We start from the raw sequence: 24,158 nt of genomic DNA, 5'->3' as shown, positions 1-24,158 counted from the left end.
CCGGATGCTCGACGCACCGATACGGGAGGTATCCACCGCCGCCTACACCATCCCCACCGATCTGCCCGAGGCCGACGGCACCCTCGATTGGGATTCGACGATCCTCGTCCTCGTTCAGATCCGCGCAGCCGACCGGGTGGGTACCGGCTGGACCTACGCGCCTGCGGCCTCCGCCGCTGTCGTCGAGTCCGTCCTCGCCGACCGGGTACGTGGACGCAGCGCGCTGGATATCGCCGGCACCTACGATCGCATGGGCAAGGCGGTCCGCAACGCCGGACGGCCGGGCATCGCTGCGTGCGCGATCTCCGCGGTCGACGTGGCGTTGTGGGATCTGAAAGCACGCATCCTCGACCTGCCGCTGCACCGACTCCTCGGCGCCGTGCACGAGCAGGTGCCGGTCTACGGCTCGGGCGGATTCACCACCTACGACGCCGATCAGCTCACCGCACAACTCGAACACTGGGTGCACGAGCAGTCGATTCCGCGGGTGAAGATCAAAATCGGAGAGTCCTTCGGTGCCGACGAGCATCGGGATCTCGCCCGGATGGAGCAGACTCGCACGGTGATCGGTGACCACACCGAACTCTACGTCGACGCCAACGGCGCCTATCAACGCAAGCAGGCCATCCGGATCATCGAGCGGGCAGCATCATTCGACGTCCGATGGTTCGAAGAACCTGTCTCGTCCGACGACCTCGACGGCCTGCGGCAGGTCCGTGACGCCGTGCGTCCGGACGTCACTGCCGGCGAATACGGTTATGCCCTGAACTATTTCGAGCGCATGTGCGCGGCAGGCGCAGTCGACTGCCTTCAAGCCGACGTCTCCCGCTGCGGCGGTATCACCGCCTTCACTCAGGTGGTCGCCGTCGCTGCCGCACACAATCTGCAGGTGTCCGGGCACTGCGCACCGCATTTGCACGCCCATGTCGCGGCAGCGACCGCCAACGTGCGTCACCTGGAATGGTTCCACGACCACGTCCGGATCGAAGGGATGTGCTTCGACGGCACCCTCGACGCCACCGGCGGATCCGTCCGCCCCGACCCCGACGCACCCGGCCACGGCTTGACCTTCCGCCACGCCGACGTCGAACGCTTTCGCGTGCAGTGAGCACTTCAGGAGGAAACGTCGTGACCGAGTCGCCCACAGCAGGACCTCGCCCTGCAATGTTGTTCGAGACGCTCGCCCACTCGCTGCGCGACCGTGTCGACGGAGAAGTCCGGTTCGACGCCGGTTCACGCGCCGCCTACTCCACCGACGCCTCCAACTACCGCCAGATCCCTATCGGTGTCGTCGTACCCAGAACCCCGGAGGCAGCGATCGAGGCGGTGACCGTGTGCCACGAGAACGATGTGCCCGTCCTCTCCCGCGGCGGCGGCACCAGCCTTGCCGGGCAATGCTGCAACGCGGCGGTGGTACTGGACTGGAGCAAGTACTGCACCCGGGTCGAAAGCCTCGATGCCGACGCGGGCACGGTGATCGTGCAGCCGGGCATCGCCCTCGATCAGCTCAACGATCAGCTCGAATCGACGGGCTGGATGGTGGGACCGAAACCGTCGACACACGTCAGCTGCACGATCGGCGGGATGATCGGCAACAACTCGTGCGGCTCCACCGCACAGGCCTACGGAAAGATGGCCGACTGCGTCCGCCGGCTCGAAGTGCTCACCTACGACGGACACCGCATGTGGGTGCAGGACACCACCGACGAAGAGTTCGAGCAGATCATCGCCGCGGGCGGGTGGCGCGCCGACATCTACCGGGCACTGCGGCAATTGCGGGACGACTATGCCGACGAGATCCGCGACCACTACCCGAACATTCCGCGGCGAGTGTCCGGGTACAACCTCGACCAACTACTGCCCGAGAACGACTTCAACATCGCCCGGCTGCTCGTCGGTTCGGAAAGCACACTGGTGACAGTGCTGCGTGCGGAAGTGTCGCTGGTGCGCGTCCCGGCGGCAAAGTCGTTGGCCCTGCTCGGGTTCGACGACATCTGTGCTGCCGCCGACGCCGTCCCCCAGGCGTTGGAACACAAACCTGCCGCATTGGAAGGCATCGACCACCGGCTGGTGCAGCTCGAACACAGTCAGCATCTTGCCGCCGCAGCACTGAAGGAACTACCCGACGGCACCGCATGGCTGATGGTGCAGTTCAACGGCGACACCGAAGACGAGGCCGACCGTAAAGCAGCCGCGATGATCGACGACCTCCACGCGGTGACACCGCACGCGCGGATCCTCGATGACCCCGATCACGAGAAGCAGGTGTGGGCCGCCCGGGAGGCCGGTCTCGGAGCAACCGCCTATCCGCCCAACGAACCCGAAACCCATGAGGGTTGGGAAGACGCCGCCGTCCCCCCGTCTCGTCTCGGCGACTATCTACGGGACTTCCGCAGGTTGCTGGACAAGTACGACTACGGGACAGCGTCGCTGTACGGGCACTTCGGACACGGCTGCGTCCACACCCGCATCCCCTTCGACCTACGCACCGCCGAGGGGATCGCCCGCTATCGCTCATTCGCGCAGGAAGCCGCTCGTCTGGTCGTGTCGTACGGCGGGTCGCTGTCCGGTGAGCACGGCGACGGACAGTCCAAGGCCGAGTTGTTGCCGATCATGTTCGGCGAGAAGATCATTACCGCGTTCGGGTCACTCAAGGCGATCTTCGACCCGGCGGATCGGATGAATCCGGGGAAGATCGTCCATCCGTACCGCCTGGACGAGAATCTGCGCCAGGGAACCCACTATCTTCCGATCGAGCCGGCCGTCCACTTCGCCTATGCCGACGACGACCATCGGTTCAGCCGGGCTGCGGCCCGCTGCGTCGGGGTCGGCAAATGCCGCGGCCACGAATCGGGCGTGATGTGCCCGTCCTACCGCGCCACCGGTGAGGAGGAACATTCGACCCGTGGCCGCGCTCGCCTGCTGTTCGAGATGCTCGATGGCGATGTCATCACCGACGGCTGGAAATCCACCGCTGTGCGCGACGCCCTCGATCTGTGCCTGGCCTGCAAGGGGTGCCGATCCGATTGCCCGGTGAACGTCGACATGGCCACGTACAAGGCCGAATTCCTCTCGCACCACTACCGTCACCGGCTCCGGCCGCCGTCGCATTACTCGATGGGCTGGCTCCCGCTCTGGGCACGTATGGCTTCCACCGCCCCCACCGTGATCAATGCCCTCACCCACATTCCCGGTCTGTCGGGCATGATCAAGACGGCCGGGGGCGTCGACCGGCGGCGGCCTTTCCCGCGCTTCGCCGAGCAACGATTCACCGATGGGTGGCGTCGGCAACCTCCCCGCCGGCAGCAGGCCGCGCATCGCGGCACCGTGCTGCTCTGGCCCGACACCTTCACCAACAACTTCGAACCCGGCATCGCGTGCGACGCCGTCGCCGTCCTCGAAGCCGCCGGATTCACCGTGCAAGTCCCGGACGGCACGCTGTGCTGCGGGCTCACCTGGATCTCCACCGGTCAGCTGAACGTCGCCCGGTGCGTACTGCGCCGCACCCTGCACGCCCTGCAACCCGCTCTGCGTGCAGGCACCCCGATCGTGGTCCTCGAACCGAGCTGCGCTGCGGTCTTCCGCGCGGATCTTCCCGAGCTCATGCACGGCAACGAAGATGCACACCGCCTCGCCGGCCAGACCTACACCCTCGGAGAGCTACTGCAGAAGGAGGCATCCGACTGGCATCCCCCGCACGAGGGCACCGTGAACGCCGTCGTTCAGCCGCACTGCCACCACCACGCCGTCCTGAAGTACAAGGCCGACCACGAAGTACTCGACAAGACGGGGGTGGATGCGAACGTCCTCGACGCAGGCTGTTGCGGGCTGGCCGGGAACTTCGGGTTCGAGCGCGGGCACTACGACGTCTCCGTCGCGTGCGCTGAAGACAAACTGCTGCCCGCCCTCCGGGAGAAAGCCGACGACACCGTTGTGCTGGCCGACGGATTCAGCTGCCGCACACAGATTCGTGACCTCGAACCCGGGGCGAGGCCGCTGCATGCGGCTCAGATTCTGGCCACCCAGGTCCGTGGCAACACCACCGACCACTGATACGACCTTCCCCCAACCGCCTGCGAAGACCGCGGCGGTCCGTGTAAGCAGGCTGAAGAGGACGCACACGGGCAGAGGAGGTACCGATGCTTCGGTTCTTGTCGGTGGGGGCACTCGCCGCGGCGGTCATCGTCACCGGTCTCGCCGCGGTTGTCGGAGGGTGGGCATGGATTCTGGTACTGGTCCTGCTTGCCTGCCTGCTCCTCGTCGGCGTCTACGACCTGGTGCAACGCCGACACTCGGTGCTACGTAACTACCCCATCCTCGGCCACCTCCGGTATCTGCTGGAAAGCCTGCGTCCGGAATTGCAGCAGTACTTCATCGAGCGCAATTTCGACGGGCGGCCGTACGACCGCGACGTGCGCACCATCATCTACGAACGTGCCAAGGGCATCCACGGTGAACTGTCCTTCGGCACCGAACGCGACATCGAGGAAGTCGGCTACGAGTATCTGGTCCATTCCACCGCTCCCGTCCCCGAGCCGGACGAGCCGCCACGGGTGATGATCGGTGGGCCCGAGTGCTCACAGCCGTACTCGATGTCGTTGCTCAATGTGTCGTCGATGAGCTTCGGTGCTCTCTCCGGTAATGCGCTGCGGGCGCTCAACAAGGGAGCGGCCATGGGCGGGTTCGCTCACGACACCGGCGAAGGCGGGCTCACCCCGTACCACCTCGACGGTGGCGGCGATCTGGTGTGGGAGGTCGGATCGGGATACTTCGGCACCCGGACGAAGGAGGGCCGGTTCGATCCCGACCAGTTCGCCGATCAGGCAGCCCACCACCAGGTCAAGGCCATCTCACTCAAGCTCAGCCAGGGCGCCAAACCGGGGGTCGGGGGTGTCCTGCCTGCCGCGAAGGTGAGCGAAGAGATCGCCCGGTATCGCGGCGTGCCTGCTCACGAGAAATGCGTCAGCCCCGCGGCGCATTCCGCGTTCCATACTCCCCGAGAACTGATTCAGTTCATCTCGACGATGCGTGAGCTGTCCGGCGGGAAGCCGATCGGGTTCAAACTGTGCGTCGGGTCGCGGGTGGAGGTCCTCGCGCTGTGCAAGGCGATGCTCGATCAAGGCACCGCGCCCGATTTCATCATCGTCGACGGAGCCGAAGGCGGCACCGCGGCAGCACCTTTGGAATACGAGGATCACGTCGGGCTTCCGTTGACCAGCGGGTTGATCACCGTCCACAATGCGCTCGTCGGAACCGGTCTGCGCGATAAGGTCAAAATCGGCGCCAGCGGTAAGGTCGCGCTCGGAAACGACATCGTCAAACGCCTCATCCAGGGAGCCGACTACACCAACGCCGCCCGCGCAATGATGATGGCGGTGGGCTGCATCCAGGCCCAGCGGTGCCATACCAATACCTGCCCGGTCGGGGTCACGACGCAGGATCCCAAACGTGCTCGCGCCCTCGACGTCGAAGACAAGAGTGTGCGCGCGTATCGCTATCAGGACGCCACCGTACGCCAGGCCGTGCAGATCATGGCCTCGCTGGGTGTATCCGATCCCAGTGGATTGACACCGCATATGCTCCACAAGAAGCTGGGTCCCACGGAGATCCGGTCGTACGCCGATCTCTACGAGTGGTTGGCGCCCGGCGAACTCCTGGCCGACCCTCCGCAAAACTGGGCAGGCGACTGGGCGGCAGCGAATCCCGATACGTTCCGCCCCGTCATGCGCCGTTGAGTCAGGTCGTGTGGTGGACGCACGACAGCAAAGGATCTCAGAACGGTCCTCGCAGCCTGGGTGTCGCCCGCGCCGCGTCCGCCACCCGCCGCTCGTACCACCCCTCGACAAATGCCGCATATGCTTCACGGGCCAGGTCGACGGTGCGGTCGCGAAACTCCATGAGTTCGGCACTCACCGCCGCCTGAACCCCGCGGAGGTCTCGCGGCCCGAGATTCCATGGCTCCGGCAGGATCTCCGCGGCGACCTCGTCGAGAATCCCGCGCCGATCAGCACCGTCGCCGACTACGAAATGAGCTAGCACACCGACACTTTCCGACACCAGCACCACGTCAGGAGAGTGCGGCGAACTCAACACCGCGTATGCGATCAGCCAACTCTCGTCCAGCGCACCGGACTGCGCGAGTTCGACGATCGAGTCGACGACGAATCTCGCGTTGACTTCGACCGCATCGGCCAGCGCCGCAACATGCCTCGCCGGAAGTGTGGGGAGCACTGCGCAACGCGCTTTCGCAGCCACGATGCACACCGCCAGACCCGCTAGCACGTCATCCGGCAGATCTGCTTCGTAGTGTCGGGCATAGTCGGTGATCGTCGGCAGACCGTATCGGCCGAGATCCGCATCCAGTTCCTGCTCGGTGATCCCGTCCCAACTGTTCCTCAACCGAATCAACGCCCATGCCCCGGCAAGTGCGTCGTGATGTGGATCTTCCTGCCAGGGAGCGACAACGGCGTGATCCAGCAGGTTCAGGATATGCCGGGCAAGCAATTCGACGTCGGCACACCAGGGTTCGCACACCACCGCATCCTGGAGGAAACGCGGCGCAACCACACTCGGATATGCTTGGACCATCCGACGCCACTGCGCTGCAGTCCATCGCTGTGCGGCGACGACATCATCCAACCCAGGAATCACGCCCGAGCCTTCGCTGAGTTCGTAGAAGGCGCGCCACAGAGCGACGACTGCCAGCCCACTTCGGACCCGCGCACCTTCTCCCCGCTCGGCGAGGGCGAAGACACCTTCGGCGATGATCACGCTCAGCGTGGTGTTCACCAAGGACGGGTCTGAAGCGAAGTCGTCGAAGGTCGGCACGTCGGCCACGTTGCTGGCGATGAAGGCCAAGACGGACGGTTCGAGCCGGGATCCGAGCGGGCGGCCGACGAAGTCGAAGTGGCCGATCACGGCTGGCTGCAGATAGTCCATGCACGTCGATCGTCCGACCGGGCCTACCTCCGCGACGAGCTGCGGACCCCGAGCGTCGTCACACAGCACCGGGACCACCGCCAGTTCGAGGATCTCGCGGACGAGCTCGTCGCCGAGATCGCTCATGAGATCGGCACGGACGATCGCATCGATCGCCTGGAGCGCCGAGACCGCCACCTCTTCGATCTCGTAAGCCGTATACAGCCGGCTGCGCAGCGAGCGGAGAAGACGATCGGCTTCCGTCACCAGTTCAGGTGTCCGATCGCAGTATTCGAGTAGTGCACGATGTGCTGGGTCCGCGTTCCGGAACCACGCGCGATCGTAGAACACCCGGAACGCGAATACTCGAGCTGCAAGGGTGCACACCACGGGCGCCAACCGGCCGGCTGCGTGCCACGCACTGAAGACGCGGGCAGCCTGCGATGCCGTATCCCCGAAACTGCTGTCCACCACGTCCACGATCAACGACGCGAACTCCGACTCCATCACCGTGTCGGGGCTTTGTTCCAGCAGGACGGTCGTCGCCTCGGCCAACGAGTCGTGCAGGTCGCTGTCCGCCACCACCGCCATCGCCAACGGCCACATCGGGGACAGGTGCTCGTCGCCCGCTTTCCTCGCGATCTCGTCCTGATGCTCGAGCGTACGGGCGGCAACCGATTCGTCGACGAGGACGATCTGCGCCAACCGTGACCAGGGAGTTACCGGCACCATGTCGCCGTTGTCGACGCAATGTGGTTCTCCATCGAGTGCGCCGAGGATCGGCGATTCGTTCTCACCGAACACCACGCACCCCGGTGTGTCACCCGGAAGATCTTCGAGGGGTACCGCCACCAGATGCGCGCCGCGCGCAACGGTGTCGTCTACTGTGTGCAACCTGTCGAAGGTCGACCATCCGAAGCGCCTGCTCGTTCCCGGCGACATGAAGTGGGAAACTGCGGCGATCCATCCCGCTGCACTGTCCGAATCCGCGCAGCCGAGGACAACGGGTGACCCGCCGCGGAAGGCCTGCGCAACCGCGTCGAGCAGGACGCTGAAGATACCGATGCGCGACGTATCCGGGTCGAGGAGAAAGTCCACCGCTGCGGCACGTGACGCGACACCACTGGGACTGGGTTCCGGGGACGAGAGGATTGCGGCAGCGACGTCGCTGGGCCCGTACGGCGTGAGCCACTCGGCCGAGTACCATCGTTCGATCGGCCGCAGGGTTCCTGCCTCATCGGTGCGCCGGTCGAGAAGTGTGTGAGCGAAAACGTTCTCGGTCCGACCGGAAGCGTCCATACCGGCCTGAACCGTGTGCCAGTACAGGCCTGAGTTTGCTGGCCCGGGTGCGTACACCAGCCGGCGGGGACGATTCTCCACTTCCTCGGCTGTGACGAATCGGGGAAACGGCCGGACCGATTCGAACTGCGTCACGACGCCCGCGAGTAACCGTTCCTCTTCTTCCGCATCGACATCGCCGGTCGTCTGCTTGATCTGCCAATCATCGCCGCCGGCGTTGCCGGGGCGACCGAAGAACGTGTAGGTGAGTTGACCGAATCTGGGGCGCTCGGCAACGGTGGTCACGTCACTCCGTCCCCTCGCCGATCCGAACCCCGTCGAGCATCAACCGCAAGCGGATTGTGGGTCACAATGGACGACACCAGCATGACGTGCGCCGATTCTCGGACGGAACCGGGCAGGCCGAGAGTGTGTGCTTCCAAGTGCGCCCGATCGAGACCTTCCCAGGTGCGGTTTCGGTGGGATCCATGACAACCAATAGTAGTCAGCGCGAATGCGCACCACAGCCGGACCGGTCAGTCACTCCCTTCCACTTCCACCCCGTATCGCACCGCGAGCGCTGCAAGATCGTCGTCGTATCCCTGCCCCACAGCCCTCAACCGCCATTTTCCGGACCGCCGGTAGATCTCGGCCAGCACCATCGTGCGCTCGGTTGTACCTGCGTCGAGGACCGCGGTGGCGGCGGTGCCCGATTCGCTGTCCACGCTGATGGAAATCGCGCCGAGGTCGCCGAACGTGCGGTCCCCGTCGATCGCCGCCGCAATCGCGATGCGCTCGCACTCAGCCGGAATGGATGCCAGGTCGACGCGGACGGACTGCTCACTGCTGCCGTCCATGGTCAGCTCGACAACACCATCGTCGTATGCAGGGTTGTTGTAGAAGACGAAATCGACGTCGGTGTCGACTCTTTCATTACCGTCGAGTAGGAATGCGACGACATCGACGTCGAACTCGTCTCCGGTCGCTTCGGCCTTCCACGCAACATTGACCGACCACCGCGTGGTCTTTGCGGGTAGATCGATCACTTCCCCCTGCGAGAGCACCGGCGCGCTCAGGCGGGATTCGGTGCGCATGTGCGCGGGGACAACACCCTTCTCTATCGCGGCATTCACGTCGTCCGGGGTCAGCACCGGTAGTCGACGGCCTCTGACGCGCGACAATCGCTTGTCGGCATCGGCGCCTTCCAGAAGCAGGGCGTCGGTGACTGCGGCCGTGAAGTTGAGGGAAGGCCGGGCACCGAGCTGCGCTATGCGCGAGCGCATCATGACCGCTTCGAGGTGCGTGCCGCCCAGCAGGAGGACACGACGCCCCGACCACAACTTGGGCTTCATTCCTTGGAGCGCCCAGTTCTGCGGCTCCGGCGTAGATGCTGCCGTCACCCGGGTTTCCTGCTGCGGAACGACATCGATCACTGTTGCCGCTTTGGACTCCCCCGGAGCCACCCGCACCAGGAGTGCTTCGAGCTGCTGTTCGGTGATCACGGGGATGCCCTCGGCCATGGCTTTGCGCACCTTGGCAGTCTGCACACCTGGGTCGTTGCAGACGACAACGCTGGTCTGGCGACTTGCGCTGTTGAGTACGTCGAGTCCGGCGTCCGTCATGCGCCGGGCCAAGGTCGGTCGCGGCGTAGTGGTGGCACCACTGATCACGACCTTCATGCCCTGTACCAGCCCCGCCTCGGTGAGACGGCCGGGATTCTTCCACTGGCACGGCACCCGCTGCACCGAGTCTGGGTACACGGACTTCCGGCTGAGGCAGTTCACCACGGGCAAGGGCAGCTGCAGGCTTTCTGCCATGGTGGCACTGCGCACGAACACCTCGGAGAGCACGCGTGCGTCGTCGTACGCGTCGTGCGCTCTCAGCTGCTGAACCTGCCAGTGCTGGGCGAGGGTGGACAGCTGGTAGTTGGGTACATCGAGTTCCAGGCGCCGCGACAACGCCAGAGTGCAGAGCCTCTGCTGGGCGGGGATGGGCCTGCCTGCACGCCGGAACTCGGCGTCGAGGAACCCGTAGTCGAATGACGCGTTGTGTGCAACGAGGGTTCCGCCGTCGAGGATGTCGGCAAGCTCGCCGGCGATATCCGTGAATCGGGGTGCGTCGGCGAGGCGATCGCGTGTGAGGTTGTGGATATGCACGGGCCCTGGATCGCAGTCGGCATTGACGAGCGTGGAGAATTCGCGTTCGACGGAGCCGTCTTCACGCAACACCAACGCAGCGACACTGAGCACGCGGTGCGCATTCGGACGCAGCCCTGAAGTCTCGACGTCGACCACCACCCAGCGGTGGCCTCCGGGCAGTGCCCTTGGCCCGCTCGTGTGCACGCGTGTATCGATCACGCCAACCTCCCGCTGTACCGCCGACCAGGACAACCCCGACATTCTTACCGCACGTCACCGACATGTCGGTATGCAGGTCCGAACCGAATCGAGGTGTGTAACACCGCTGCCAGCACTGCCGATAACCAGGGTCTTCCACAGCCACACGCCGGAATGGCAGTCGCTCACCGTCGACAACCGGTCGGTGACAAAGATGGTCGAGTGCGCAGTTGTTGTCGCGAATGTCGAGTACAGCCGACAACAACTGCACACCCGATGATGCTTCTCACTTCCCGACCCCTCGACGTCCACCTGAACCGCTGACACACCCGCGCCGTCGTCAACCGATGTCGCGCTGACGACGTCATCCGAGTCCCGTGAGACGCAGAATTTCACCCATCGTTTTAACCCCCCTCCGCCACCGAGAGGATCTATCCGCCGACAAAGAGTGATAGACATTTGGAAGACGTTCGAGGAGGAATTTCCAACCGATATGGGACGAAAGTCCCAAGCCAACCGTTTCCCTATCACATACGGAAATGCCATCGACGAAATAACGCGCCGGACCTCGTCGATATGCAGCAGTTGCGGAAATCGACCTGCCCTGGAAAGGCTGATAAATGTGCACTCGAGTCGTCTGGAACGAACCCTCAGGTAGCGTGCTCGTCGGCCGCAATATGGACTATCACCGCGATACCGGAACGAATCTGTGGTCGTTGCCGCGGGGCATCGAACGCAGCGACGGGGTCGGTGGAAACCTGACCTGGACCGCGAAGTACGGCAGTGTCGTGGCAGGAGCCTACGACATGATGACCGTCGACGGAATGAATGAGGCAGGATTGGCAGGACACATCCTGTGGCTCACCGAATCCACCTACGGCACATACGACAAGAGCAAACCCGCGCTCAGCATGGCCGTCTGGATGCAGTACTTCCTCGACAACTTCGCGACCGTCGACGAAGCCGTGGCGTGGATCGATCGCACGGGCGTGCAAGTAGTGCCCCTGGGTGATCCCGCCACCGGTGAGGTCCCTGCCGTGCACTTGGCGCTGGACGACGCAACCGGAGACTCTGCGGTCATCGAATACCTCGACGGCAAGGCCATCGTCTGGCACAGCCGCGACCACGTCGTCATGACCAACTCCCCCACCTACGACAAACAGATCGAGCTACTGAAGCAGATCGAGGGCTTCGGGGGCGACAAGCCGATCCCCGGCACCGACTCTGCATCAGACAGGTTCGCCCGCGCTGCACATTACGTCGGTCGCCTGCCGGAGCCGGGGAACCCTGTCGATGCCGTCGCCGGAATGTTCAGCGTCATCCGCAACACCGCGCAACCCTTCCGAACTCCAGCTCCTGGCAAACCGTATGCCTCGCAGACGATATGGCAAATCGTTGCCGATCTGACCAACAAGCGGTACGTGTTCGAGTCGACCACCCGACCCAACATCGTGTGGGTCGACCTCGACGATCTGAACTTCGGCGAAGGCGCACCAGCTCGCAAGCTGGATCTACTCGGTGACACAGCCCTCGAAGGCGGTCTTGCCGGCAGTGTGTCCGACCGCTTCGAGGAAAGCCACCCGCTGCAGTTCCTCACACTCGCATCCTGAGCGGCCGGTGAGAACCGCCGCCACCGGAAGACGCCTCACCCGCTGACCAGGGGCGCTGCCCCTCCCAGTGGTCCGCGTACGCGCCAGCCGTCGCGGACAGCTGGGACCGTCGCGAGAGTCGTGGTGGACCGCGCTGTGCTAGCGTCGACCCGATTTATCAGCGGATCGGGGGGTCGCGTGGGCGGGTGGGGACGTGCAGTGCTGGGTGCTGCGGTGATCGCGGGTGTATCGGCCTGCGGACCAGCGCCGGCAACAGAGGTCGACGACGACCCCACCGTGGCCGCGACAACAACAACGCGCACACCACGCATCGTCGACGACTCGGGTCGTCCCGACGTCACCTTCGACCCCTGCCTCGACCTGCCCGACGACGTGATGACGGCAGCCGGCTACGACGCGGCGCGCAAAGAGTTTGCGGACATGCCGATGGGGACGTACACGTTCCTGGGATGCACGTATACCAAGACCGACCTCGTCCCAGGTATCAGACGCGGCTATGGGCTCAACGTACTGTCCGGAAACGTCACTCTCGACGAAGAACTTCAGAAGAACGGCGCTGCAGCGACTCCCACCGCGATCAACAACAGACCTTCTCTACTCGAAGTCGATCCAAACACTTCAGACACTTGTCGCTACGTACTTGAAACCGACTTCGGCATTGTCATATTCAGCAGGCTTCACTACAAGGACCATCCCGGGCCCTCCGCGCAAAGCGAGTGGTGTGCCGGGTTTGAAGACTTTGTGTCCTCGGTCGAGCCGTTCATCAACAACTGACTTGAACTCGGCCACGGAGGTAGGCATGTCGGACTTCATAAGACTCGACCCGCACGTCATCGATGAGATCGTGGCAATTTGCAACACCACACTCGCCGAACTCACCCGAGCGTTGAAGACTGCCGACAAACTCCAGCTCGCCGAGGGCTTCGGCGACTTCGAGTCCGCCAAACAACTCGCCGCCGGCTTCGCACGCAAAGGCGCAGGCACACCCGAGTCCGCCCGCGAGCGCGTCGAGCAGTTCATCGACGCTCTCACCCAACTCCGCGACGCATTCGCTTCCGGCGGCGAAGCTTTCCTCGAAGCCGAGTTCGACTGGGTACGGCAGCTTCAGGCGATCGACGTCGACACGTAACCGGCCCGCCCTTCCCGCGCAACGCCGGTTTCCCACAGCAGCAATTGCTGCTGTGGGAAACCGACACCCTCGCGGGAATCATGTTGTGCTGGTAGTTGTGCGGAAGGTCAGGTGTTGCGACCACCGTTCACGCCGATGATCTGACCGGTGATGTATCCCGCCTCCTCCGAGCAGAGGAACGAGCACGCTGCGGCGATGTCTTCGGGCTTGCCGGGCCGCCGGACCGGGGTCCGGTCGGCGTGTTCGTCGACGCTGCCGCCGAGCAGGCCGTCACGTTCAGAGCCCCGCAGCATCGGGGTGTCCACGAATCCCGGTGGGATGGTGTTGACGGTGATGCCCTCCGGGCCGAGTTCCAAAGCCAGCGACTTCGTGAACCCGACGAGCCCGGCCTTCGACGCCACATAATGCGTCATGAACTGCTGGCCGCCCTGGGCGCTGGAGGACGAGATGTTGACGATCCTCCCCCACCCCGCCTTCGCCATGTCGGGCACCACGGCCTGGCACGCGTAGAACGGGCCGGACAGGTTGATCGCGAGGGTGCGTTCCCACACCTCGTCGGTGATGTGGCCGAACTTCTTGAAGCCGGTGATGCCCGCGTTGTTGACGAGAACGGACGGTGGGCCGAACGTCTCCCGAACAGCCTCGACCGCAGCATTCACCTGCGAGCGAACCGACACATCTACATCACCGAACGCTGCTGCAGTGTGGCCCTTCTCGAGGATCTCCTCCACAACCGTCTTTGCAGATGCGGCATTCAGATCGAGGACAGCCACCGAAAAGCCATCCGCGGCGAGCCGGTGGGAGATGGCTCGGCCGATTCCCGAGCCACCGCCCGTCACGAGTGCAACCTCGGTGGTCATTGCACAACCTCCTCACCGACAAGTGATGTACGGAGCATCAGCCGCGCCGACTGCTCGCCGTACGGGCACGCGCGATGCAGCATGCCCGTGTTGTCCCAGATGACGACGTCGCCCACCCGCCACTTGTGCCGGAGAGTGAAGCGATCCTGCGTCGACCACTCCAATAGCCGCGTCAACAGCTCTTTGCTTTCGTCCTCCGATCTGCCGACGACCCGCTCGGCGGTGGACCCGAGCACCATTGATTTCTTCCCGGACCCTCGAGTCCAGACCAGCGGATGCTCGCGCGAGGGATTGCGGTCCCACGCCGCGCGTTCCTTCGGATCGGGATCGGGGTACACGAGCAGCTGAGATGCCGCGAAGCTGTGCACGACGCGCACACCCTCGAGCTTCGCCTTGTCGTCGCTCGGCAGTTCCTCGTATGCGGCGTAGGTGTTTGCGAATTCGGTGTCGCCGGTGTCGTCGTCGGACACCTGCCGTGCCATCAGAACCGTCGCTTTGTCAGGAATCTCGGCGGTGGTGCCGTCGATGTGCCAGAAGAACGTGCCTTCCCGGTAGGCGGCGAGTTTGCTCTTCGACGCGTCGCGGGTGACCTTCTGGATCTCCGGATGCTCCGAGTCGCCGCCCATCGGGAGCTCCGCCACCTTCCCGAGCAGCCGGCTGAACGCGACGAGGTCGTCATCACTCAGATTCGCCTCACGGAACACCACTACACCGCGTCGGTTCAGTGCATCCAAGGCGACGTCGGCGACACCTTGATCCACGAGTTGGGCTCCGGACAAGCCGCTGATCTCGACACCCGTTGTGGGTCCGATATCGGTGACGGTGTAGGCCATGGCGTCAGACCTCGGGTTCGACGACGGTGTCGAAGAACGCAGCACCGGAATCGGGGATCTTCGGCTGACGGAAAACGTTGACCGGGTACGAGACCATGACCAGCGAATACATCAGGTGCAACAGTGTGGTCTCGGCCTCGGGCAGATCCTCGAGGTCGAACCCGTTGAGGTAGTCGATCGCCTCTTCTGCCCGCGGCGCGATCGCGTCGTAGAAGGCGTCGAGTTGATCGATCGTCCGGGCCATACGGGTGTCGTAGCGCTCCGCGCGGGTAGCCAGCGCCCACTCGTCGACAAAGGGTTCGAGGTCCCGGAATGCTTCCGGCAGAGTCGAAGTCGTCATGGGATCCGTCCTTACTTGGAGCTGAGGTTCTGGTGGGTGGTGACCGTGTCCCGGACCACCTTGTGGAAGTTGCGGATCATCAGTTCCTGATCCGACAGGTGGAACTCCCGGTTGGCCCCCGTCGCCAGGGCCGAATGTGTCGCTTCGACGGTGTTCGAGTCCTGCATCGCGAACTCGATTGTCGTCTGCGCGGTCATCTCCTGTGCGAGACGCTCGGCAGCATTGCGCGGCGGCGGGAAGTAGATGTCGAGCTCGTAGCTGTGCTCGTCGACCGCTTCGGGCCAGTACTGGTAGGTGATGTAGAAGTTGCGGGCCCAGATCTGCACCGAGAAGTTCGGGAACAGCCAGTAGGCGTCGTTACCCCAGGACTTGATGTTGCCCGGGTTGAGCACGTCGGGCAACGGGCCGATGTCCTGCACGTCGTCGGGCCCGAACAGGCCGGCGCGCAGCAACTTGTAGATCCAACGCTGATTGCGCTGGGCAGGGCCGAGTTCACCGGGCTTGCGCGGCGGCAGCTGCGGCGGTCCGGGCACCGAATTGAGCATGTGTGAGGTGAACAGGTCGTAGTAGTAGGAGTCCGGCGGCGGCACCAGCTTCTCGGCCTTCGACACGTCACGATCGATGAACCGGCCGTGCACGTACGGCGGGTGGTACCACTCGAGGATGGTGTCGATCGAGAGCTTCCAGTTGCCCTTGACCCTGGTCTTGTAGCCGTAGTGCTCCGTCATCTTCTCGAACGGGTAACTCTCGACCGCGGTGAATTTCTCCCCGATGAACGAACGCAACGGCTGAGCGTGCTCGTCGAAGTTGACGAAGATGAAGCCGGCCCACGTGTCGCAGTGCAGCTCCGGCATGCCGAGGCTGCCCTTGTCGAGGTCGAAGAACTGTTCCTCGTTGGTGACGTGGTCGACCTTGCCGTCGAGTCCGTAGCGCCAGCCGTGATACTTGCAGGTGAATGCCTTGCAGGAGCCCTTGGTCTCCTCGGCGGGATGCTCCTGCCAGACCACTTTGTTGCCGCGGTGGGCACACACGTTGTGCAACGCCTTGACGGTGCCGTCGGCCTGCTTGACGACAACGATCGAACCGAGACCGACGAGTTCACGGGTGAAATAGCTGCCCACGCGCGGCAACTGGTCGACGCGCCCGACCTTGAGCCACGACCGCTTGAACACCGCTTCGCGCTCGGCGAGGAAGAACTCTTCGGAGACAGCGTCGTCGTAGCTGACAGGCCCTGTTCCCAGTTCCGGATATCTCGGGGTGAACTTCCCCTGCCCGGTGGCCAACTTCTCTTGGATTGCCATGGTGTGGCGCCTTTCTTCTTACAGGTTGAGTGAGTCAGATGACGCCATCTGCGCGCAGTGCCGCGATGTCGTCCGAGGTTCGAGCCAGAAGATCGTGCAGAACGGAGTCCGTATCCGCACCGAGTTCCTTTCCCAGCCAGCGGATCTCACCTGGAGTGTCGGATAGGAGCGGAATGACGTTGGGGACGGCGAGCGGACCGATTCGCGACTCGGTTGTCGCGATGGTGCCCCGGTGTCGATACTGCGGGTCTTCGACGATGTCGGCGATCGAGTACAACGGTCCCGCAGGCACATCCGCAGCGACGCATCGTTCGATCACCTCATCACGGGTGAGCGACCGGACCCACTCCGAGACCAGGGCGTTCACTTCGTCGCGTGCCGCCAGGCGCGAAGCTTTCGTGCCGAAGCGGTCGGGACTTGCCAGATCGGGATCGCCCATGGCCTTTGCAAGCCTGGCGAACATGTCGTCGTGAGAGCAGGCGATCGCGACCCACCCGCCGTCGGAGGCTTCATAGTGGCTGTGCGGCGTGACGTTGACGGTGTCGGCGCCCATCCGCTCGCGCACGAATCCGAACTGCTGGAACGCCGGGGCCAGCTCGTCGAGAGCACGAAAGATGGTTTCGTACAGCGCCAGGTCGACGACCTGCCCGCGCCCTGTGCGTTCGCGCGCCTGCAACGCAGTGAGCACCCCTATCACTCCGTACAGGCCGGTCATGTAGTCGGCGAGGGACGTCGATCCCGGCGTGACGGGTGGCCCGTCCGGTTCGCCTGCGAGCAATGCCAGGCCGGAGAAGGCGTGGGCCACCCGAGCAAAGCCGGGCAGATCGCGGTTGGGGCCGCTCTGACCGTATGCAGACACCCGCAGCATGATGGTGCGCGGGTTGAGAGCGTGGATCTCGTCGAATCCGAACCCGAAGCGCTCCATCACGCCGGGTCGGAAGTTCTCGATGACGATATCGGCCTCGGCGATCAACTCCCGCAGAATCTGTTGCCCCCGGGGGTCTGTCAGGTCCAGTGTCACCGACCGTTTGTTGCGGGCTTCGCTGAGCCACACGAGGGTGTCCCCGCAGTCGGTCTCGGTGCCGAATCGGCGCAGGTGGTCGCCCACGCCGGGGCGCTCGATCTTGATGATCTCCGCCCCGAACTCGCCGAGCACCGTCGCGCAGAACGGGCCGGCGATGAAGGTGCCCAGATCGAGGACCTTGAGTCCTTCGAGCGCGTGCATGTCTCAGTTCTCCGCGGGACCGTCGGCGCTGTCGTCCCGGTTCGTCCAGGGCTTGTCGTCCCAGGCACGATCCAGCGGCTGCATGTAGCCGCCGACCGGGAAGAACGCGCGCTGAGCGTAGGTCTCGTAGCCGATGCCCTGGTTCATCTGATCGAGGAAGGCGCGCTTGAGCTGGTGGGTGAAGAGCTGGCGGGTGTAACGGAGGGTCAGCGGTGGCTTCCGGACGAGTTCGTGGGCCAGATCCCAGGCGCGGTCGAGTAGCTTGTCCTTCGGCAGGACCTCGGCGACCACACCCCATTCCTTGGCTTCTTCCGCCGACAGCTTCTTGCCGGTGAGCAGCAGGTAGCGGCCGCGATTGTGACCGGCCAGGAAGTTCCAGATCACGTGCTGGCCGTCGCCCGGGACCTGTCCGCGCGGGAAGTGCGAGACGTCCTGGAACCAGGCGGTATCCGAGGCCAGGACGATGTCTCCCATCAGGGGCACTTCGGAGTGGATGTTGCACGGTCCATTGACAGCACTGATCATCGGGACGTCCACGTCGAGGACGTTGAACATGAGATTTCGGTTGTACCAGGCCTTCTCATCGAGCTTCCACAATCCCCGGTCGCCGGGCATCGCCTGGTAGATCGGTGTGTCGATAGGTGAGCCGTCGGGCATGTAGCCCCAGTCGGCGTTGTAGTTCTCGCCGGTGCCGGTATGGATCAGGCACTTGATCTCGCGGTCGCCCGCGACGTCGGCGAAGGCATCTGCCATGTCGTCGTGCGATTTCCAGTCCCACACGAGCGACCCGCCGTTGGTGTGGCATTGCATGAACAGAATGCCGTCTTCGGTGAGCTCGAACTTGTAGTTCGCGTACCGATCCTTGTATTCACTGAAGCGTGATCTCTTGGTCATATCGTTCCTTACTTCTAGAGCCCGGCGAGTCGTTGCGCGACGGGCGCGAACCCCTCGAAATTGTTCTGCTGGACGGAGATGTAGTTGGCGCCGAAGGTCTCACGACGTTTCAGCAGCTGGTCGGCGACTTCGTCGACATTGCCGACCAGCACGTTCGGGTGGTCTGCGAGCCCATCTGCACTGATCCGCAGACGCGACGCGATCTTGGACAGCGCCGTGTGCGGGTCGTCGGTGATCTTGACGAAGAACGGGGAGCTTTCGATGTCGAGGTCCGGGAAGCGATCGCCCGCCGCGTCGCGCACGAACTGCAGCCGCTTGATCGCCTCCTGCTGCGCGGTGCGTCCCTGCGCGTTGACCTGCTCGAACGACACGGTGCTGATGCTGGCGATGTCGGCTTCGCGTCCGGCGAGCGACAGCACCCGCTTGCGGCTTCCACCGATGATGATGGGGGGATGCGGCTTCTGCACCGGCAGGGGCAGACCCGCGTAGTCGCGGGCGGTGACGTGGCCGCCGTCCAGATCGAGTGGCTCACCCGTGCAGTGCGCCTTGTACAGCGCGACGACCTCTTCGAGTTTGGACACGCGTTCGGGGGCAGGTGCAAACGGGATACCCATGGCGTCGTACTCGGCTTCGCTCCAGCCGCAGCCGATTCCGAATTCGAATCGTCCGTCGGAGAGCATGTCGAGTGTCGCAGCTTCCTTGATGAGCACACCGGGCACGTGATAGTCGGTGCAGAACACCCGGCATCCCACGCGCAGAGTGGTGGTGACGGCCGCCGCAACGGACATCGCCGCGATCGGTGCGAGATACTGCGGTGGCCAACCCGACTTCTGCTGTGCGGGGCCTGCCCCCAGGTAGTGGTCGGACAGGAAGAGCGTGGAGTAGCCGAGATCCTCGATACGGCGGGCGGTGTCGCGCCATTCGGTGGCGGTGGTGGCGCTCGTCGCCTGGACGGCGAAGCGAAATGGTCGTGTCATTGCTGTCCGTTCATCATTCGAGTCGGGCAGGTCAGCGTGCGACGTAGCCGCCGTCCACCGGGATCGCGGTCCCGGTGACGAACGACGATTCGTCGCTGGCGAGGAACAATGCAGCGTTGGCCAATTCCAGGGGAACTCCCCACCGCTTCATGGGCTGGGGTGGCACCTTGCCTTCTCCGGTGGGCGGGGAAACGTGTCCGTCGGCAGCGGCACCGGCAAGTCCGGTCCAGGTCATTCCCGGGCAGATCGCGTTGACGCGGACACCGCTGGTTGCGTAGTCGAGGGCCGCCGACTTCGTGAGCTGGACGAGGCCCCCTTTCGCCGCGGAATACGCTGCGATGTCCTTCCAGCCGACCAGCGCCGACGCCGACGCCGTGCTGATCACCGAACCGCCGCCCGTCTCGATCATGGCTGGGATCGCGTACTTCATACCGAGGAAGGCGCCCTTGAGGTTGATGGCGACGACCATGTCGAATGCGTCCTCGTCGAGTTCGGCGATGGGTCCGCGAGGGCCACTGAGGCCGGCATTGTTGAACAGAACGTCGAGGCGACCGAAGGTATCGAGCGCGGTGGCCACCATGTTCTCGACGTCCGAGGACTGTACGACGTCGACCCGCACCGCGACCGCGGCATTGCCGATCTCGTCGGCGGTCTCCTTCTCCTGACCGCTGATGTCGGCGCACACCACCTTGGCACCTTCGCGCGCGAACAGATTGGCGCTGGCTCGTCCGATGCCGGAGCCGGCGCCGGTGATGATGGCAACCTTGCCGTCGAGACGCCCCGTCATCAGGCGGCCCCGCTGTCGGCGAGTGCGAGTTCTGCTTTTGCCAGGACATTCTCAGCGAGACGAAGGTGCCCGGCGTCGACGAGCTGGCCGCCCTGGCCGATAGCGCCGACGCCACCGGTCTGGGCCGCGCGGTAGCCGTCGACCAGGTCTCGGGCGTGCGCGATCTCCTCAGGTGTGGGTGTGAAGACCTCGTTGGCGATCGGCACCTGGCTGGGATGGATCGCCCATTTGCCGTCGAATCCGAGCATCGCGGCGTGCTGGGCGTCGGTGCGATACCCGTCCGCGTCGGCATAGTCGGGGTAGGGGGAATCGATCGCGTCGACACCCGCTGCGCGGGCTGCGGCGAGGACCTGTGCCCGTGCGTAATGCCAGAAATCTCCGGGGTAGGTCCCCGCCTCGGGCCGGAAGTTGCCGCCCACGCGGGCGTGCAGTGAGGCCGAGAGATCGCCCACGCCGAAGATGATTGCCTCGACCCGGGGGCTTGCCTTCGCGATCTCCTGGGCGTTGAGCAGGCCTTCTGCTTCTTCGATCAGTACCTCGAGGCCGATCGGCTTCGCGAGACCGAGCTTCGACTCGAGCTGGGTGAGCATGACGTCGACCCACCACACATCTTGTGCGGTGCGGGCTTTGGGCACGATGATCACGTCGAGCGTGTCGCGGGCACCGGTGACGACCTCGATCAGGTCGTCGTGGCACCAGGGTGTGTCCAGGCCGTTGATCCGGACCGCGCGGGTGGTGCGACCCCACTCCAGTTCGGTGAATGCCTTCACCGCGATGCCGCGCGCGGACTCTTTCATCGACGGCGCACAGGCGTCCTCGAGGTCGAGGAAGACCAGGTCGGCGTCGGAGCGGGCCGCGGCCGCGCACATCGATTCGTTGCTTGCCGGCGTTGCCAGCTCGGAGCGTCGTGCCCGTGTCACTTCGCATCTCCGTTCAAGTGTGAGTGCAGATGAATAGCGTTGGTGCACAGCAATATTTCAGCTTCCCGGGATCGTCGGGGATTCGCCGGGGCTGTGGCGATCGATCGACCCTCGGGCAGTTCACGTATTAGTCATATGTTTAACACTCGATTTCGATCAAGGTCAAGGGATGCCGAGGAATGCGAGTATCGATACTGGTTTTACCTGCAAATACTCGAAAAATCCTCCATTGCCTCAGCATCCCATGACTCTTAATTAGGCGATCGATCAACTCAGGGGAGGACCGTGGCCAGCGACTTGAGCTCGAGGAACTCCGCCAGGCCGGCCTCACCCATTTCTCGACCGATACCGGACTGCTTGTAGCCACCGAACGGGACGTCCGGCTGAAAGTAGTTGCCACCGTTGATACCCAGCGTGCCCGTGCGGATCCTGCGCGCGACGTTCAACGCCCGCTGCTCATCGCCGCTGAACACCGCACCCGACAATCCGTACGCAGAGTTGTTGGCGATACGTACGGCGTCGTCCTCGTCGTCGTACGGAATCACCGCGAGGACCGGGCCGAAAACCTCCTCTTGAGCGATCTCACTGTCGGGATCCACACCGGCCAGCAGCGTCGGTGCGTAGAAGAAGCCCGGATCGACCTTCTCGCCACCTGTCACGAGCGTGGCACCGGCAGCAACGGCCCGCTCGACCATGCCGTGCACCTTGTCGCGCTGCTTCTCGCTGATCAGCGGACCCATATAGGTCTTCTTCTCGCGAGGATCTCCGTAGCGAACCCGCGCCATCATGGCCGCGACAGCCTCGACGATGCTGTCGTGGTCTTTCCGCGGCACCAGGAGCCGTGAGTTGAGGGCACACGCCTGACCTGCATGCATCGTGATACCGAATGCTGCGAACGGCGCAATCTTTGCGTAGTCGGCGTCGTCGAGCACGATCGCCGCCGACTTGCCACCGAGCTCGAGGAACACTCGCTTCAACGTGTCGCCCGCTGCCTTCATGATCTTGCGCCCGACCACGCTGGAACCGGTGAAGGTGACGACATCGACGTCGGGATGGGTCGTCATCAACTCACCCACGGCAACGTCGGTCGACGACAGGACGTTGACGACGCCTGCCGGAATGTCGGTGTGCCGGGCGATCAGCTCTGCGATGAACAGGGTGACCAGCGGAGCTTCCGGCGCTGCCTTGAGCACCACCGTGCAGCCCGCGGCCAAGGCCGGAGCCAGCTTGGCGAGGGCCAGCTGATTGGGGAAGTTGTAGGCGACGATGGCCGAGACAACCCCTGCGGCCTCCTTCTCCACCCAACGACGATGCTGTTGGCCGAGGTATTCGACAGAGCCGAGTTCTTCACTGAAGTCGTAGGTCTTCAGCAGATCGGCGTAGTAGCGGACGATGTCGAGCGGTCCCTCGAGCTGCGCTTCCTTCGTGAGCGCGACGGTGGCGCCGACCTCCGTGATCGTCAGTTCTCGCAGTTCCTCGAGGTGGTCGAGCAATGCTCGGTGGAGCTGGTCGAGGCACCTCTGCCGCAGCGCGACGTCGGTGGCCCAGGCAGTGGTTTCGAACGCGCGGCGAGCTGCGGCGATGGCCGCGTCAGCGTCTTCGAGGGAGGCATCGGGCGCGTATCCGAACACTTCGCCGGTCGCCGGGTTGACGGACGGGTACGCGCTAGCGGCGTCGAGCAGTTCGCCGCCGATCAGCAGTTGCTGGTCGATCACTGCACCTTCGGGGACTTCTTGTTCAACAGAGGACATTCATCTACTCCTTCGTGGTTCGAATGGGGAGAGCGATGCGCATACGAGGCCGGGAGAGCACACTGAGTACGTGTCGGTACGAATAGGCCAGCGCTACTGAGGGTTACGTCGAGATCTACGGGCACGTTCATGCATCGAGATCGGTGCGCCGACGAGAGAGCAGGGTCGATCAGGGCACCGCATCCGGCAGCTTGTTGAGCGATCGCCTAATGATAAGCTGCGTCACATGGATAGCACCGGAATGATCAGTGCGTCAAGGTTCGGACGCGCCGGGGATACGACATGAGCGCTCCCCGCAAGCGTCGCCGCGAGGGCAGCAACGAGACGCGCGACCTCTTGATCGAAGCCACCGGCGACATCATGCTCGAAGAGGGTTACGCTGCCGCGACCTCGAGGCGCGTCGCAGCAAAAGCAGGCGTCAATCCTGCCCTCGTGTACTACTACTTCCCCACCATGGACGAGCTGTTCGTCGCCGTCCTCCGCAGGGGTGCCGAGGCGAATCTCGAGAGGCAACGCAAAGCGCTCACCTCCGAGACACCCCTACGCGCACTGTGGGAGGTGGCCACCGAGCCACGCGGGGCCGCCCTACTGATGGAATTCATGGCCCTGGCGAATCATCGCAAAGAGATCCGCGCCGAAATGTCGTCGTACGCGGAGCGGTACCGCGAGAGTCAGGTCGCCGCCCTGACCGTGATCCTCCGCAGCCGGGGTGTCGACCTCGACGCACTGCCCCCGACATTGATGTCGGTGATGATCTCGAGCCTCGGGGCAACGCTCGCCAACGAATCGACACTTGGGATCACCCTGGGCCACAAAGATCTGGCGGAGTTCGCCGAAGACTTCGTGCGAGTCTTCGAAGGGAGCCCGTGGACCCGCACACTCGGAATTCCGGAAGTCGAGGACAGCTCCGTGTAGGCACTTGCCGACCGGGTAGACCGAGCCGCGGATGCGGGGTCCGGCACCCCCTCCGTCCGGGGACTTTCGTGATGCTTCGTTGTC

General features: G+C 64.1%; 19 protein-coding genes. 7 read left to right on the top strand and 12 right to left on the bottom strand.

All coding sequences use genetic code 11. From position 1 onward, the window contains the following. Window positions 1-4 precede the first annotated feature (4 nt). The 3 genes from ACSYG9_RS18460 to ACSYG9_RS18450 all read left to right on the top strand — a co-directional run bounded on the left by ACSYG9_RS18460 (window position 5) and on the right by ACSYG9_RS18450 (window position 5,735). Window positions 5-1,108: an enolase C-terminal domain-like protein gene (locus tag ACSYG9_RS18460; RefSeq protein ID WP_454839432.1), complete on the top strand. Its 1,104-nt coding sequence runs from the start codon at window positions 5-7 to the stop codon at window positions 1,106-1,108. 56 nt (window positions 1,109-1,164) lie between these two features. After that, window positions 1,165-4,053: an FAD-binding and (Fe-S)-binding domain-containing protein gene (locus ACSYG9_RS18455; RefSeq protein WP_454842996.1), complete on the top strand. Its 2,889-nt coding sequence runs from the start codon at window positions 1,165-1,167 to the stop codon at window positions 4,051-4,053. A gap of 86 nt (window positions 4,054-4,139) precedes the next feature. After that, window positions 4,140-5,735 (top strand): FMN-binding glutamate synthase family protein, encoded by a 1,596-nt coding sequence (locus ACSYG9_RS18450; RefSeq protein ID WP_454839431.1) that lies wholly within the window; start codon window positions 4,140-4,142, stop codon window positions 5,733-5,735. Window positions 5,736-5,772: 37 nt separating this feature from the next. On the opposite strand, the gene ACSYG9_RS18445 is transcribed toward ACSYG9_RS18450, so the two are convergent. Beyond that, window positions 5,773-8,502 (bottom strand): GAP1-N2 domain-containing protein, encoded by a 2,730-nt coding sequence (locus ACSYG9_RS18445; RefSeq protein WP_454839430.1) that lies wholly within the window; start codon window positions 8,500-8,502, stop codon window positions 5,773-5,775. 230 nt (window positions 8,503-8,732) lie between these two features. Then, window positions 8,733-10,553, bottom strand: a complete 1,821-nt coding sequence (locus ACSYG9_RS18440; protein ID WP_454839429.1) for a TerD family protein — start codon at window positions 10,551-10,553, stop codon at window positions 8,733-8,735. Between the two features lie 599 nt (window positions 10,554-11,152). Between ACSYG9_RS18440 and ACSYG9_RS18435 the strand changes: the two genes are divergently transcribed. From ACSYG9_RS18435 to ACSYG9_RS18425, 3 genes are all read left to right on the top strand, one after another. Continuing rightward, a complete protein-coding gene (locus ACSYG9_RS18435) occupies window positions 11,153-12,142 on the top strand; it encodes a linear amide C-N hydrolase (RefSeq protein ID WP_454839428.1) in 990 nt (329 codons plus the stop codon). Window positions 12,143-12,340: 198 nt separating this feature from the next. Next, window positions 12,341-12,916, top strand: coding sequence for a DUF3558 domain-containing protein (locus ACSYG9_RS18430; protein WP_454839427.1), 576 nt, complete (start codon window positions 12,341-12,343; stop codon window positions 12,914-12,916). A gap of 25 nt (window positions 12,917-12,941) precedes the next feature. Further along, window positions 12,942-13,271: a hypothetical protein gene (locus ACSYG9_RS18425; protein WP_454839426.1), complete on the top strand. Its 330-nt coding sequence runs from the start codon at window positions 12,942-12,944 to the stop codon at window positions 13,269-13,271. Window positions 13,272-13,378: 107 nt separating this feature from the next. Here ACSYG9_RS18425 and ACSYG9_RS18420 read toward each other — a convergent pair whose 3' ends face one another. The 10 genes from ACSYG9_RS18420 to ACSYG9_RS18375 all read right to left on the bottom strand — a co-directional run bounded on the left by ACSYG9_RS18420 (window position 13,379) and on the right by ACSYG9_RS18375 (window position 23,159). Then, a complete protein-coding gene (locus ACSYG9_RS18420) occupies window positions 13,379-14,131 on the bottom strand; it encodes an SDR family NAD(P)-dependent oxidoreductase (protein WP_454839424.1) in 753 nt (250 codons plus the stop codon). After that, entirely contained in the window at window positions 14,128-14,964 is an 837-nt protein-coding gene (locus tag ACSYG9_RS18415) for a TauD/TfdA dioxygenase family protein (protein ID WP_454839422.1), read from the bottom strand. Before ACSYG9_RS18415 ends, ACSYG9_RS18420 begins: the two co-directional genes overlap by 4 nt. Before the next feature lie 4 nt (window positions 14,965-14,968). Further along, a complete protein-coding gene (locus tag ACSYG9_RS18410; protein ID WP_440123894.1) occupies window positions 14,969-15,304 on the bottom strand; it encodes a hypothetical protein in 336 nt (111 codons plus the stop codon). An 11-nt stretch (window positions 15,305-15,315) separates the two neighbouring features. Then, window positions 15,316-16,605 (bottom strand): aromatic ring-hydroxylating oxygenase subunit alpha, encoded by a 1,290-nt coding sequence (locus ACSYG9_RS18405; protein WP_454839421.1) that lies wholly within the window; start codon window positions 16,603-16,605, stop codon window positions 15,316-15,318. 34 nt (window positions 16,606-16,639) lie between these two features. Then, window positions 16,640-17,830 carry a CoA transferase gene (locus ACSYG9_RS18400; RefSeq protein ID WP_440123892.1) on the bottom strand — a complete coding sequence of 397 codons (1,191 nt, stop codon included), beginning with the start codon at window positions 17,828-17,830 and terminating at the stop codon, window positions 16,640-16,642. Between the two features lie 3 nt (window positions 17,831-17,833). Next, a complete protein-coding gene (locus ACSYG9_RS18395) occupies window positions 17,834-18,724 on the bottom strand; it encodes an enoyl-CoA hydratase-related protein (protein ID WP_440123891.1) in 891 nt (296 codons plus the stop codon). A gap of 14 nt (window positions 18,725-18,738) precedes the next feature. After that, window positions 18,739-19,701, bottom strand: a complete 963-nt coding sequence (locus ACSYG9_RS18390) for a TIGR03621 family F420-dependent LLM class oxidoreductase (protein WP_440123890.1) — start codon at window positions 19,699-19,701, stop codon at window positions 18,739-18,741. Between the two features lie 31 nt (window positions 19,702-19,732). Beyond that, entirely contained in the window at window positions 19,733-20,488 is a 756-nt protein-coding gene (locus ACSYG9_RS18385; RefSeq protein ID WP_440123889.1) for a glucose 1-dehydrogenase, read from the bottom strand. Continuing rightward, on the bottom strand, window positions 20,488-21,357 hold the full coding sequence (locus tag ACSYG9_RS18380) for an HpcH/HpaI aldolase/citrate lyase family protein (RefSeq protein ID WP_454842995.1): 870 nt from the start codon (window positions 21,355-21,357) through the stop codon (window positions 20,488-20,490). The genes ACSYG9_RS18385 and ACSYG9_RS18380 overlap by 1 nt, the downstream gene beginning before the upstream one ends. A gap of 323 nt (window positions 21,358-21,680) precedes the next feature. Next, entirely contained in the window at window positions 21,681-23,159 is a 1,479-nt protein-coding gene (locus tag ACSYG9_RS18375) for an aldehyde dehydrogenase family protein (protein WP_440123887.1), read from the bottom strand. A 282-nt stretch (window positions 23,160-23,441) separates the two neighbouring features. Here ACSYG9_RS18375 and ACSYG9_RS18370 point away from each other — a divergent pair, with 282 nt between their 5' ends. Then, complete coding sequence (locus ACSYG9_RS18370) at window positions 23,442-24,074, top strand: TetR family transcriptional regulator (protein ID WP_440123886.1); 633 nt, start codon at window positions 23,442-23,444, stop codon at window positions 24,072-24,074. Window positions 24,075-24,158 lie beyond the last annotated feature (84 nt).

The organism is Rhodococcus sp. SJ-2, assembly GCF_053750035.1.
This window is presented reverse-complemented; position numbering and strand designations above follow the sequence as displayed.